Annotated in this window: 11 protein-coding genes; 2 read left to right on the top strand and 9 right to left on the bottom strand. The window is 67.3% G+C overall.

Annotation, left to right across the window (positions count from 1 at the left end):
- Positions 1 to 34: 34 nt before the first annotated feature.
- Positions 35 to 964 carry a nucleotidyltransferase domain-containing protein gene (locus tag ULB03_RS23695; protein WP_322485545.1) on the top strand — a complete coding sequence of 310 codons (930 nt, stop codon included), beginning with the start codon at positions 35 to 37 and terminating at the stop codon, positions 962 to 964.
- Between the two features lie 73 nt (positions 965 to 1037).
- Here ULB03_RS23695 and lldD read toward each other — a convergent pair whose 3' ends face one another.
- The 4 genes from lldD to ULB03_RS23675 all read right to left on the bottom strand — a co-directional run bounded on the left by lldD (position 1038) and on the right by ULB03_RS23675 (position 6659).
- Positions 1038 to 2201 (bottom strand): FMN-dependent L-lactate dehydrogenase LldD, encoded by a 1164-nt coding sequence (gene lldD, locus ULB03_RS23690; RefSeq protein WP_322485544.1) that lies wholly within the window; start codon positions 2199 to 2201, stop codon positions 1038 to 1040.
- A gap of 112 nt (positions 2202 to 2313) precedes the next feature.
- Positions 2314 to 3192: a LysR family transcriptional regulator gene (locus ULB03_RS23685; protein WP_322485543.1), complete on the bottom strand. Its 879-nt coding sequence runs from the start codon at positions 3190 to 3192 to the stop codon at positions 2314 to 2316.
- Positions 3193 to 3243: 51 nt separating this feature from the next.
- Positions 3244 to 5031: an ABC transporter ATP-binding protein gene (locus ULB03_RS23680; RefSeq protein WP_322485542.1), complete on the bottom strand. Its 1788-nt coding sequence runs from the start codon at positions 5029 to 5031 to the stop codon at positions 3244 to 3246.
- Positions 5032 to 5087: 56 nt separating this feature from the next.
- Complete coding sequence (locus ULB03_RS23675) at positions 5088 to 6659, bottom strand: DUF1302 domain-containing protein (RefSeq protein WP_322485541.1); 1572 nt, start codon at positions 6657 to 6659, stop codon at positions 5088 to 5090.
- 172 nt (positions 6660 to 6831) lie between these two features.
- Between ULB03_RS23675 and ULB03_RS23670 the strand changes: the two genes are divergently transcribed.
- Positions 6832 to 8205, top strand: coding sequence for a DUF1329 domain-containing protein (locus tag ULB03_RS23670; RefSeq protein WP_322485540.1), 1374 nt, complete (start codon positions 6832 to 6834; stop codon positions 8203 to 8205).
- Here the strand turns inward: ULB03_RS23670 and ULB03_RS23665 are convergent.
- The 5 genes from ULB03_RS23665 to ULB03_RS23645 form a co-directional block, all read right to left on the bottom strand.
- Complete coding sequence (locus ULB03_RS23665; RefSeq protein ID WP_322485539.1) at positions 8202 to 8933, bottom strand: anti-sigma factor family protein; 732 nt, start codon at positions 8931 to 8933, stop codon at positions 8202 to 8204. The genes ULB03_RS23670 and ULB03_RS23665 overlap by 4 nt on opposite strands.
- Positions 8930 to 9445 carry an RNA polymerase sigma factor gene (locus ULB03_RS23660; protein ID WP_322486233.1) on the bottom strand — a complete coding sequence of 172 codons (516 nt, stop codon included), beginning with the start codon at positions 9443 to 9445 and terminating at the stop codon, positions 8930 to 8932. Before ULB03_RS23660 ends, ULB03_RS23665 begins: the two co-directional genes overlap by 4 nt.
- 250 nt (positions 9446 to 9695) lie before the next feature.
- Positions 9696 to 10367, bottom strand: coding sequence for an exopolysaccharide biosynthesis polyprenyl glycosylphosphotransferase (locus ULB03_RS23655; protein ID WP_322486232.1), 672 nt, complete (start codon positions 10365 to 10367; stop codon positions 9696 to 9698).
- Positions 10368 to 10369: 2 nt separating this feature from the next.
- Positions 10370 to 10999, bottom strand: coding sequence for a TetR/AcrR family transcriptional regulator (locus ULB03_RS23650; RefSeq protein WP_322485538.1), 630 nt, complete (start codon positions 10997 to 10999; stop codon positions 10370 to 10372).
- Positions 11000 to 11124: 125 nt separating this feature from the next.
- Positions 11125 to 12588: a capsule assembly Wzi family protein gene (locus ULB03_RS23645; RefSeq protein ID WP_322485537.1), complete on the bottom strand. Its 1464-nt coding sequence runs from the start codon at positions 12586 to 12588 to the stop codon at positions 11125 to 11127.
- Positions 12589 to 12621: the final 33 nt, after the last annotated feature.

The following is a 12621-nucleotide window of genomic DNA, read 5'->3' as shown; positions in this document are numbered from 1 at the left end:
GGGGCCGGCGCATGGGGCGCGGAAGATGGAAGTCATGACCCTCGCGCGCACGATGAACACGCTGGAAACGGCGATCTATTCCACCATCGCCTACCGCGACATTTTCAATTTCCCGGTGACGGTGCCGGAAATCCATCGCTACCTGCACGGCGTCCGCTGCACGCCGGGCGATGTCCAGGCCGCGCTGGAGGGTCCCGCCTTGCGCCGCCATCTGGACAGCGACGGCACCTATCACGCCTTGCGCGGCCGGCCTGACCTGTTCGCCATACGACGGACGCGGCGGGATCTGTCGCGGCGCCAGTGGCCCACCGCGCGGCGCTACGCCCGCTTCCTGGCCAGCCTGCCCAACGTGCGCATGGTGGCGATGACGGGATCGCTGGCCGCCGGCAATTTCCCACCAGACGGCGATATCGATTTCCTGCTGGTGACCGACGCCGGCACGATGTGGCGCACCCGCGCCCTCTGCCGCCTTCTGGCGGCGCTGGACGCCAAGCTGGCGCGGGGTCTGTTCTGCCCCAACACCTTCCTGTCCATGGCCGCCCTGCCCCTGGCACGCCGCAGCCTCTATGATGCGCAGGAACTGTGCCAGATGATCCCGCTGCATGGCATGGAGACCTATGAGGCTGTGCGCGATGCCAACGCATGGACGGCCAAATGGCTGCCCAACGCCGTCGGCGCGCCCCCCGTCGGCGCGCCCCCCGTCGACGCGCCGGCGGGCTGCCACGATTGCCCCCCCTATGCCAACGGGCTGAAACGTGCCGGCGAATGGTTGCTGGACAGCCCCCTGGGTCGGGGGTTGGAGGCGCTGGAGGCCCGGCGCAAGATCCACCGTTTCAACGAAACCGACCGGCTGAAGGGCGCCTGGACACGGTCCACGCGGGAATCCCACAGCATGTGGGATGAGATGCGCCTGCGCATCGAAGCCGCGTGGCAGGCGCGCCTGGATGAACTTTCCAGCCGCTAGAACCGGCTGCGTCAAACCAGACGCAGCCGGTTCACGCCCAAAGGTAAGTCCTCCTTTGGGCGATCTGCTCCAGCTACAGCGGCTGGGAGGGAAGCTGCTTGGCCGCGTAATCAAGCGCATCCCGCGTGATGTCAGCCGGGGTTTTCGCCCCGATCAGCGTCATGGTGACTTTCATGTCGGCAGCGAACAGATCCAGAAGGTGCGACACCGCCCGCTGCCCGCCGGCGGCCAGGGCATAGACGTAAGCTCGGCCAAGCAAGACGCCCTTAGCGCCCAGCGCCAGCATGCGCACGACATCCACCCCAGACCGGACGCCGGAATTGACCAGAACGGTCAGGTCATCCCCAATGGCGTCGACCACGCCGGGCAGCGCGTGCGCGGTCGGGATGGCGCCGTCAAGCTGGCGGCCGCCATGGTTGGACACGATCACCCCATCGGCGCCGAGCCGCTTGGCGTCGCGCGCGTCCTCGGGATCCAACAGCCCCTTGATGATCAGCTTCCCCTTCCAACTATCGCGGATCCATTCCAGGTCATGCCAGGCGATGGTCGGATCGAAGTTGTTGCCGATGAAGCCCATATAGTCGGTCATCGTCATCCGGCGGCCAGTGTAAGCCTCGATATTGCCGAAGGAGAGCGGCCGGCCGGAAAGCCCGACGTCCAGCGCCCAGTGCGGGTGCGTCACAGCCTGTAGGTACTGCCTGACGGTGGCGGCCGGGCCGGACATGCCGGAATGACGGTCGCGGTAGCGGGAGCCGGGCACCGGCATATCGACCGTGAAGACCAACGTTTTCATGCCTGCCGCCCAGGCCCGCTCCAGGGCGTTGTTCATGAAGCCCCGATCCTTCAGGACATAGAGCTGGGACCACAGGTCGCCCTGGGCACCGCGGGCCACCTCCTCGATCGCGCAAACGGAAACGGTGGAAAGGGTGTAGGGGATACCAGCCGCCGTGGCGGCGCGGGCGGCCTGCACCTCGCCCCGCCTGGCGTACATGCCGGTGGCGCCCACGGGCCCCAAGGCGATGGGCATGGCCCAAGGGCTGCCCAGGATGTTTGTTTCCAGGGTCGGCGCGCCGACACCCTGAAGCACGCGCTGGCGCAGCGCGATCGTCTGCAGCGCCCCGGCGTTGCTTCTCATCGTGCTTTCGGTGACGGCGCCACCATCGATGTAGTCGAACAGGAAACGCGGCAGACGGCGACGCGCCGCTTCACGATAGTCGGACGGGGCGGAGATGATCATATCGCTCTTCCAGGGGGCGCCAGGCGGCGGGGATGGATAGCGATAGAGGTAGGACCGAAAGCGGCATTAGAAAAATGGAACGTTTGACTGGATTCCAGTCCGATTTGGAATATCAGCCGGACGGCTGGCGCGCCATCTCCAGCCAGGCCCGCGCCGCATGGGGCAAATATCCCCCCTGTCGCCAGATCATGGTCAGCCGCCATTCCGTCTCCGGCTCGGTCAGCAGCAGGGCCCGGATGCGGGTATGGGGCCTATGCTCGGCCAGCACGCGGGGCAGAAAGGCCACCCCCAGCCCCGCCGCCGCCAACTCCATGAGGAAATCCACCTGGCTGCTGCGCGCGGCGACAACCGGCTCGACGCCCCGGCGGCGGCAGGCGTTCCCGATCAGCCGGTTGATCGCGAAGCCCTCGGCGAACAGGATGAAAGGCACATCCTTGAGGGCGGCGATGTCCGTCGAACTCGCCTGCGCCAAGGGGTGATCCGCGGCCAGCACCGCGACCAACGGCTCCCGCCTCACATCCTGCCATGCGAGGTCATCCGTGTCCGGTCGCAGGCTGGCGGCGAGGTCCAGATCGCCGGACCGGACGCGTTCCATCAGTTCGTCCCCGCCATGCTCGATCAGGCGGACATCGATGCCGGGATAAAGACGCCGGTAGCGCGCCAGCAAGGGGGCGAAGATGCTGCTGCTGGCGACCGGCGGCAGGCCGAGGCGCAGGGTGCCCCGCGTCAACCCGCGCAGCTCATCCAGCTCCGACAGCAAATCAGCCCGATCGGCCAGCAGCCGGACGGCACGCGGGTAGACGGCCTCCCCCAGGTCAGTGAGCCGGACACCATGACCCAGCCGCTCCAGAAGCGGCGCGCCGATCTCCTCCTCCAACTGCTTCACCGCCTTGCTGACGGTCGACTGGGTGGCGAAGACGGTTTTGGCGGCATTCGAAAACCCGCCCTGGCGGACGACCTCGACGAAGACGCGCAGGTTGCGCAGCTCCATGACCCACCATTCTCATTGGGAAAGTATTTTACAAAGATAGTCCTCTTACGACTACCGTTGTCCAGCCTCAATCGTCCGTATCGGCGCGGACGGGTGATCGGCGACGACGCGTCCGTCGGCGAACTCCAGGATGCGGTCGCACCGCGCCAGGCTCTCCCGCCGGTGGGCGATCAGCACGATGGTGGGCCGCCACGGCAAGGATGCCAGGCTGGCCAGCAAAACTTGCTCCCCCGCGATGTCGATGGCGCTGGTGCTTTCATCCAGCACCAGCAGCGGCGGCCGGCGCATCAAGGCGCGGGCCAGCGCCAAACGCTGGCGCTCCCCGCCCGACAGCAGGCCGCCCTCCGCCCCGACGACGGTGTCCAGGCCCTGCGGCAGCCTGTCGACCAAGGCGGTGGCACCGGCCAAGGCCAGGGCGGAGCGCATATCCGCCTCCGTGGCCATGGGATGCGCCCACGACAGGTTGGCGCGGATGCTGTCATGGAACAGGAAGGTTTCCTGGGGGGCGTAGGCGATGGCCGCCGCCCAGCGCCGCCGAAAGCCCCCCTCCAACGGGCGGTCGCCCACGATGATGGTGCCGGTGTCCGGAACCGTCAGCCCGACGATCAGATCGGCGAAGGTGGTCTTGCCGGCCCCGGAGGCGCCCACGACGCCAACGAAGCTGCCGGCCTCCAAGGTGAAATCCAGGCCGGACACGCCCCGCCCGCTGCCAGGATGGCGGTAGCCGACCTGATGGAAACGGATGGGCTGGGGACCCAGCCCAAACGTGGCCTCCTCCGCCCCGTCGGTGTCGACCACCGCGTCCTGCGCCAATTCCGCTCCCAGCGCCCGCACCTTTTCATAAGAGGGCAGGAAGTTGGCGAACTGCTGCGCGCCCTGTTGCAATTGCCCGGCCGGCGCGCTCATCCGCGCCAGCAGCAGGACGAAAACGATGAGGACGGCCGGTGGCACATTCAACGCCCAGACACCCACGACGATGGCGGCGGCGCCCGCCAGGGACGCCAGCGTGGTGAAGGCCAGCTGCGACTTGCTCTGTTCCTTGACCAGGGTGATCTGCTGGTCCATGAGGCGGTGCAGCGTATCGTTGAATTCAGCGGCGAAGCGATGCTGAAGGTTCTGGCTGAGGGCCAGCTTGAGCCCGCCCAGGAACTGGGCGCCGCTGGTGGTCAGGTGCAGATTGGCGTCGGCGACGTCGCGCGCCAGCCGCCGGGACCGGATCAATTGCGGCATGAGCGCCACGCCCGCCCCCACCAGCAAAACACCCGTGACCGCCGCCAAGGCAGGGGAAAACAGGCAGGCCAGCGCCCACTGCACCAGCAGCATGAACAGGGACGCGGCCCCCTGCAGCATGAAATGGACGCAGGCGCCGGTCAGGATGATGTCGCTGCCCAGCAGATGGTTGACCCTGGCCTGGGACAATGTCGCAAGCCGCGTCCAGGGGGCCGCGATGAGGCGGGCCACCAAACGGCTGCGCTGCGCCTCGACGAACCCGACGCGCAGCCTGGCCAGCAGGACGTCGCGATGCCACAGCACCACCGCCCGAAGGACGACAAGCACGGCGAAGCAGGCGAGCACAGGCAGCAGGCGGACCAGCGGGCCGGCACCGCCGGCGGGCCAGGGCAAGTGCGCGGCCAGCGCCATCGCCCAGCCGGCACGCGGGTCATCAATCACCAGGCCCAGCAACGGCACCAGCAGGACCAGGCCCACGCCCTCCACCCCAGCGCCCAGGACGATCAGGGCCGCGACCCGCAGGCCATCACCCCGGGCATAGGCGCGGAAATCCTGAAAGAAGTCCCGGGAGGAACGGAGCAGGTCCCACCCCGCGCGGTCTTGGTTCATGACGATGAGACGTCCTTGCTGGCCAGTTTTTAGCAGTGGGGCGACGCGAACCGATTTTAAAACGTGCGCTCCAGCCCCAGGGCCACGAAATCCCGGTCGGCCAGCAGTTGCCGGCTGGCCGCACCGATGTAATGAGTCAGGGTCAAGTTCGCTTTCCACACACTGCGATAGATGGCGCCGACGCCGACCGTGATATCGCCAGCCCCTGCGTTCTGGGCGTAGTAGCTGAGGCTGTGGCCGGTGATGTTGTATCCGCCCCCCATGGGCAAGGTCAGGTCCAGGTTGGGAAGAACCTGGAAGTAGTGCGGCTCGAACAGCACCCGCACCTTGGTCGCGGGGTGCTTCCACTGGGTGCCGTCATCGTCGCCATACGCATTCAGCACCCCGTCCACCACCGCCTCGGCGTTCACCTCCGCGCTGTCCCATAGACTGGCGCCCCACAGGGTGGAGCGGCCCAGCGCCGTCGTCAGGGATACCTGGCCATGCAGCGTGTCCCCCCGCACGAACGCCGCGTATTGCGACGTCACCGGCCCGCTTCCCGTCAGTGTGGGGAGCAACAGGGGCATGTTGCGGCGGGCGGAAACCTCACCCGTGACCGTGCTGTCGCCGACCATCGCCGCGAAACTGGCGCCATAGAGCTGAATGCCGCCGGGATAGACCAGACGGTAATACCCTTCCGCCCCCGGAACCGGGGTGTCGCTGTCCGGGGCCAGCTCATACTGCGGCTCCATCGCGTTGTATCGCAGGGCGTACAGACCATAGTCCACACCGTTCAGGGTGGCGTGCAGGGCGACACCGAACCGCCCGCCGGTCGGCACGCGGTCATCCTGGCGGGCGGCAAAGCGCAGACCGTCGATGTAAAGCCGGTCGGCCCCGGCACCCATGTAATCCATATAGCTGAAATAGCTGCCGCTGGCCGCCTGACGGGCGGGCCGCCATTCGAACTGGTCATAAAACGACAGGGCGATGTCGGGCCGCGGCTGCAGTGTCACCACCGCCTGGGCCACCGGTCGATAGATGTCGCTGCTATAGGCGCTGGGCCCGCCGACGGGGCGGGTGTAGTCGGCGGGCGCCATGGCGGCGGCGATGGAATTAGGGTCGTAGAACAGGCTCTCCCCCCATGCCAGGGCCTGCCGGCCAACCCGCAGCGACACGGGCATGTCGGCAATGGTCACGGCGCCACGGGCGAAGGCCTCGCGCAATTCCAAATGTTGACCCTGCAGGTCGCGGACGGCGCGGGCGAAATGGCCCGGCGGGGCGGAGGAGGCATTGATGGCGCCTGGATCCCCATCATCCGTGCGGCCCTGGTAGACGGTGTCATACCAGGCGGCGGCGCTGGCATGCAGCCCCCACTCGCCCCATCCCAGATCCAGGGCCGACACCAGGTCCAACCGGTTGGAGACGACGCCGGGCGCGAAGTTGCGGTCGCCGTCATCCCAATTCAGGTTGGTCAGCAGGGCGTCCTGCCGGGGGCTGATCCGGTTGGCCAGGGTATAGCGCACCGTGTTGTCCCAACGCAGGTCCGTTCCCCCGCCCGAATATAATTCGGCGCCCGAAGCGGCCGACGCCCACAGGCCGAACGCGGTGAGGCAGCATCTGCGAAGGGGCTCGGAAAAGCGGAATGCCATTGGCTTTTTTCCCGGTCCATCAAGGGCTTGGGGGGATGATTTTAGCATAGATGCAAGAAAACGGGCTGTGGCCACATGCCGCTTGTGTCCAAGGGGGGCGGCAGGCCATGATCCCGACGGTCCGTCCCATCGGGGCGATGCCCCCGACCCAACCCGCCCCGTACGCGAGCCCATGCGATTTACCGCCGTCCTGTCCGCCGCGTTGTTGGCCACCGTGGCGTTGACCTGCCTTCCCACCCGACCGTATGCCCAAGTGACCGAGCAAGAGGCCGCGCAGTTGAAGTCGCGCCTGACGCCGGTGGGGGCGGAGCGCGCCGGCAATGCCGACGGCAGCATTCCGGCCTGGACGGGCGGACTGGTAACAGCGGGATCGGCCGCGTCGCTGACGGGTCCGCGGCCCGACCCCTTCGCCGGCGAAAAGCCGCTGTTCTCCATCACGTCCAAGAATTTCAGGGAGTATGCCGACCGCCTGCCCGAGGGGGCCAAGCACCTGTTCGAGCGTGATCCCGACTATCGCATGGACATCTATCCCAGCCACCGCACCGCGGCCGCGCCGGATTGGGTCTATGACAACATTTATCGCAACGCCACGCGGGCCCGGCCGGCCCCGGAAGGAATTGCCTATGGTGTTGAGGGGGCCGCGGGCGGCATCCCCTTTCCCCTGCCCAAGGACGGGTTCCAGGCCATGTGGAACCACCTTCTGGCCTTTTGGGGACCAGCGCGGGAGGTGACGGTCAGCACCTATGTGGTGCCGGCGGACGGGGTGGCGGAAAAGGCCAGCGGCTACAAGGAAATCGCCGATTTTCCCTATTACTACCGTGATGCCACGCCCGACAGTTATGGCGGCTATTACTTCAAGACGCTGCACATGGCGGTGGCGCCCGCGTCCCGGGTGGGCGAAGGCTACCTCAACTGGCAGCCCATCAACATCAAGCGGCATGACTTCGCCGCCTGGCGGCTGCTTCCGGGGGAACATCGCGTGCGCAAGGCGCCGGCCATTTCCTACGATGTCCCGAACACCGACGCCGCCGGCTATATGAGCGAGGACGAGTACTACATCTTCTTCGGCGGCCTGGACCACTATGACTTCAAGCTGGTGGGCAAGGCCGACATGTTCGTGCCCTACAACAACAACCGCCTGTACGCCAAGCCGGTGGCGGAGGTGCTGGGCCGTAACCACCCCAACCCCGACACGCTGCGCTATGAGCTGCACCGCGTCTGGGTGGTCGACGGCACCCTGGCCGCAGGCGCGCATGACGTGGTCCCGCATCGGCGGCTCTACCTCGACGAAGATACTTGGATGGCGGTTTACGGGGATTCCTGGGACGAGCAAGGCAAGCTGTGGAAATTCGGCCAGGCCACCATGTACCTCATGCCCGACGTGCCGGCGGTGGTGATCGGCAGCCAGTTCATCCATGACTTCGAACTGGGTGGCTACGCCTACACCTTCGCCTTCAATGGCGAGGCGGCGCCCTACACCGTGACCGCCCCGCATCCCGCCACCCTGTTCAGCCCCGAAAGCCTGTCTGCCCGCTCCGTGCGCTAGGCCGTCAGGCCGACATAGGCCATGCTGGCCAGCTTCTGCATGACCGCGGCCGACATCTCGCCGGCCATGACCATGCTCAACTGGTCATCCTGCCAGACGCAGACACGCAGATTGTCGCGCTTGAACTGGTCGAAGCGGACCGTGCCGTCCGAATGGCGCAGATAAATGGTGAACAGCCGGTCGGCGGTGTCGCGGTAGGCCACGGTCGCGGCACCGTCCGCGACCTTCACGCCGGACAGACGATACCCAGCCCGGCTCAGGTCCGGCACCTTGATGTTGAGGTCGACGATGCGACTGAGGGCCGCGTTGTAAGGGCTGAGGTCGCTGGGCACCGACGCCGGAACATCCCGCGCCGCCAGCGCCATTTGCACCACATCACCGGCCGGCCGGCCGGCCAGATAAGCGCCACCGCCCACCAGCAACAGCACGACGGCCGCCACGGCCCCCAGACGGCGCCAGTCAGCCCAGGGACGGTACACCGGCGCCTGGGCGGCGGACTGGGCCAAGTCGATCAGGTGCTGGGGCACCGGACGCTCGATCAACGGGCTGTACAGGCGTTTCATCATGGCCTTGTCGGCCTCATAGGCGGCCAGGCGGTCCGCCAGGGCGGGATCCGCGAGGATCGCGGCCTCCACAACGCGGGCGCGGTCTTCCGGCAACTCGCCATCCAGAAAGGCGTGCAGGTCGACCTCCGCGATGGGAGGATGGTTGGGGGTATGGTCGCTCACTTTCGGTCTTTCGATCCTGGGGGCAGCGGGCTTGGGGACAGCGGGATGATTTCCGCGCCCTCGCCTTGCATTACACTCCGTAACCGCTCCCGAGCCCGCGCGAGGCGCGACATCACGGTCCCCACCGGAATGTCGAGCTCCTCCGCGATCTCGCGATAGTTCAGTTCCTCAACACTGGACAGCAGCAGGATTTCCCGATGCTCCGGCGTCAGCCGGCTGACCGCCTTGACGAAGTCCCTCGCGGCGCCGACGTCGGTCGGCGGGGCGCTCAGTTCCACGTGGTCGGCCAGTTCGGTTATGTCCTGTTCCTCCCCCCGGCTGTTTCCACGGCGAAGCTCGTCGGTATAAAGGTTCCGCAAGATGCGCCGCAGCCAACCGGAAATGCGGGGTAACTCCCGCAGCTGCGCCGACTGGCGCAGTGCCCGTTCCACACAATCCTGGACCAGATCATCCGCCAGCGCGGCATTGCCCACCAGCGCCAAGGCATACCGCCTTAAAGCTGGAAGTTGCATGACCAGGGCATTCGCGAACTGTTGGGGTCGGGTCACGGCCTAGGGTTCTCCGACACGGAATCGATGAACCATGGGGTGGGCCCGTGCCTGTGCCGCATCAGCTTACGTCCGTCCACGCTGGCATCCCAAGGGCCAATTCCCTGGTGGATGCGCCGTCCTCTCCTTCCTAAGACGAATGGTCTTAAGCGTTTATTCCCCCGCCGACGCATTATCCTTAAGAATAGGATTTTTTCAGAGCTGACGGCGGCCCTTAGCAGGCCTTGCGCCGGCTCAACACCACCAGGGGGGTGAGCGCCAGGATTTTCAGGTCCAGGGCCAGGCTGGCGTGGTCGACATACCAGGCGTCCAGGTCAACGCGGGCCTGCATGTCCGCGACCTGTGGCGTGGCCCCGCGCGCGCCATTCACCTGGGCCCAGCCGGTGATGCCTGGGCGCACGTTATGGCGATACAGGTAATTGGGGATGCGGGCGCGATAATAGTCGTCATGGGCGGCGGCATGCGGGCGCGGGCCCACCAGCGACATCTCCCCCGACAGGACGTTCAGCAACTGGGGCAACTCATCCAGGCTGCTGACCCGCAGCATGCCACCCACGCGGGTCACACGCGGATCGCGCTCCCGCGCCTGGACCACGTCGGCGCCGTCTTCCAGCACGTGCATGGTGCGGAACTTGATGATGTGGAAAGGCTGGCCCGCCAGGCCGATCCGCTGCTGCCGGAACAGGATGGGGCCCCGGCTATCCAGGCGGATCAGCAGCGCGATCACGGCCAGCAGCGGCAGGCAGGCGAGCAGCAGCGACAGGCTGAGCACCAGATCCAGGAGGCGCTTGACCGTCAGGCGGGGCCGGATGCGGGGCGGCGGCGCGTCCTGGACCGCGCCCCTCCGCGAGGCTTCGGCCATCCGCAGCGGCTGCGGTGCCGTCATGGTCACGCGGCGACCCCGGCACTGGCAGGCCCGGTGCTGGCAGGCCCGGCACTGGCCAGGGTCAGGGCGCGGGCGGCGTGACGCAGCGCCTCCCCCAGGTCCGCTTGCGGCAGTTGGCCGCCCAAATGCAGGACGGCGACGCCGTGCAGGGTGGACCACAGCAGGCGTCCCAGGGTCGCAGGCTCGGCGCAGGTAAGGCCCGCTTCCGCCAATCCCTGGGCGTGGGCGGTGAAGGCCGCCTCCACCCGGGCTTCCTGGCGGCGCACGTCGGCCATGCCCGGCGACCGGGCCGGTGCCGGCCCGAACATCAGGCCATAGCGCGCCGGTTCGGCGAGGGCGAAGGCGCCGTAGGCGGCGGCCAGGGCCGCCACGCGCCGCTCCAGCGGTCCCTCGCCCAGCGCCCCATCCAGGTCGTCCGCCAGGCAGGCGAAGCCGTGCGCCCGCACGCAGGCCAAAATGGCCTCCTTGTTTTCAAAATAGCGATAGGGGGTCATGACGCTGACGCCCAGGCGCGCCGCCAAATCCCGCATCTTGAACCCGTCCAGGCCCCGGTCGGCGAACAGCCCGGCGGCGACCTCCCGCACGCGATCGCGCGGGGGCGTGGTTTTGGCACAGGCGACGATGGACGGCATGGGCACCTCCGGCAGGCTGACGCGGGACCGGCATGCGCACCACTGGTCCCTCATCCCCATGACGGATGGACGGGGCGGAATTATTCCCTGCGGCCCTCCATTTTCGCAGCCGTCCTTTTTTATGGTCACAGCGCGATGCGCACCGCCGCCTCCACGGCCGGCAGGAAGCCGTGATCCGGCCGGGCCTGGTCATCCTGGACACTGGCGCGCAGGTCCAGCGTGAAGCGACGGAACGGCAGGCTGAGGCGCCCCTCCAGGATGTTCACCTTGACGGGCACCGGGCTGACGATATTGGCGCCGGCCGACTGCGCCGTGCCGATGACGGCGTGGTGCAGGGTCATCTCGTAGGTCCAGCCGTCGGCGTCACTCCAACTGCCCTGCAACGAGAGGAGGCGGGAGTCGTCGTCCAGGCTGAAACCGATGGTGCGCCCCCGGTAGCGCATGCCGTCGGGATAGCCGCCATTGGTGTAGGAAAATCCGTAGATGCGGCTGGCGAAGCTGAAGATGTTGGTGGTGGAAATGCTGTCGGCATATTCCGCCGTGATCCGGAAAGGCCGGCCAGCCACCGGCACGAAAGCCGTGGCGCCGAACAAATGGCTGGTGCCGGAATGGGTGACGGGCGACGTGTCCTCGTTCATCAGCTGAACATAGACCTGGGCCGGCACACCCCACAGGTCGCGGCTGTACTTGATGTCCACCACGCCTTCGTCGTTGGTCTTGTTGACGTCGGTGGGGGAGTTGTTCAGCTGAAAGTATTCGGCGGGATCGCACGGGTGCCCCTGGCCACAAATCTCCCCGGTGCGGGCCAGACCGATCTCCAGCCCCGGCGCGGGATTGACCGTGACGCGCAGCGCGTCGAACACCGTGTTCTTCTGCAGCCGCGGCCCGTCCAGCAGGCCCAGGAAGAACTCCGCCTGCCACGGCCCCAGCCACTCCAGCACCGGCCAGGTGGAGGCTGAAGTGTCCAGGCGCTGAATGCCCAGCTGCGGCATGGGCCGGGCGTTGTTGGACAGGGTCAGCGCGGAGATCCAACCGGGTCCCCACCAATGGGTCAGCCAGCCGCCGTAGACCAGGGCGTCACCGGCCTTGACCGCGACATAGCTGTCGTCCAGCACCAGCTTGGTGGCGCCGCTGTGAAAGTCCTGGGTGAGGCTGCCGACCGCCAAACGGGCGGCCACGGTATCGGAACTGTAGGACAGCGCCACCTGCGTCTGCCCCTGCCCCCGGCCCAAACTATCGAAGCCGCGTACCAGGGCTGGTGCGTTGGTCAGGTCCAGGCTGGCGCTGGTGCTGAGGCCCGGCCGGTTCTCACGCGTGGCCCGGCCCAGGACGCGCAAGGCCGCCGCCTGCACCGCGTCCGGCTGGGCATCCAGGTCAGCCGCCCGCAAGGCCGGCACCAGGGCCGTCCACGGAAGGGGCCAAGGCGTGGTGACACCGTCAAGGAGGCCGGCCGTCGCCAGCACCTCGATATCGCCCCGCAGTTGGCTATCGCCCACCTCACCCCAGGGGGAGGCGGCGGCCCATCCTGTCGTGCCCATCAAGAAAAACAGCGCGCCGGCCAGCCGCCGGCCCATCGCCCCGGTCCGCATCCTGCAATCCATGTGGCCAAACCCGGCCCGCCA

This window comes from Nitrospirillum goiasense, from assembly GCF_034427435.1.
Lineage (GTDB): Bacteria > Pseudomonadota > Alphaproteobacteria > Azospirillales > Azospirillaceae > Nitrospirillum.
This window is presented reverse-complemented; position numbering and strand designations above follow the sequence as displayed.

What these genes read in the sequence shown, in the direction of transcription:
- ULB03_RS23670 (WP_322485540.1), top strand. Translation starts at nt 6,832, where the DNA reads ATGCGATTTACCGCCGTCCTGTCCGCCGCGTTGTTGGCCACCGTGGCG.
- ULB03_RS23645 (WP_322485537.1), bottom strand. Translation starts at nt 12,588, where the DNA reads ATGCGGACCGGGGCGATGGGCCGGCGGCTGGCCGGCGCGCTGTTTTTC.
- ULB03_RS23660 (WP_322486233.1), bottom strand. Translation starts at nt 9,445, where the DNA reads ATGCAACTTCCAGCTTTAAGGCGGTATGCCTTGGCGCTGGTGGGCAAT.
- lldD (WP_322485544.1), bottom strand. Translation starts at nt 2,201, where the DNA reads ATGATCATCTCCGCCCCGTCCGACTATCGTGAAGCGGCGCGTCGCCGT.
- ULB03_RS23675 (WP_322485541.1), bottom strand. Translation starts at nt 6,659, where the DNA reads ATGGCATTCCGCTTTTCCGAGCCCCTTCGCAGATGCTGCCTCACCGCG.
- ULB03_RS23680 (WP_322485542.1), bottom strand. Translation starts at nt 5,031, where the DNA reads ATGAACCAAGACCGCGCGGGGTGGGACCTGCTCCGTTCCTCCCGGGAC.
- ULB03_RS23695 (WP_322485545.1), top strand. Translation starts at nt 35, where the DNA reads ATGACCCTCGCGCGCACGATGAACACGCTGGAAACGGCGATCTATTCC.
- ULB03_RS23655 (WP_322486232.1), bottom strand. Translation starts at nt 10,367, where the DNA reads ATGACGGCACCGCAGCCGCTGCGGATGGCCGAAGCCTCGCGGAGGGGC.
- ULB03_RS23685 (WP_322485543.1), bottom strand. Translation starts at nt 3,192, where the DNA reads ATGGAGCTGCGCAACCTGCGCGTCTTCGTCGAGGTCGTCCGCCAGGGC.
- ULB03_RS23650 (WP_322485538.1), bottom strand. Translation starts at nt 10,999, where the DNA reads ATGCCGTCCATCGTCGCCTGTGCCAAAACCACGCCCCCGCGCGATCGC.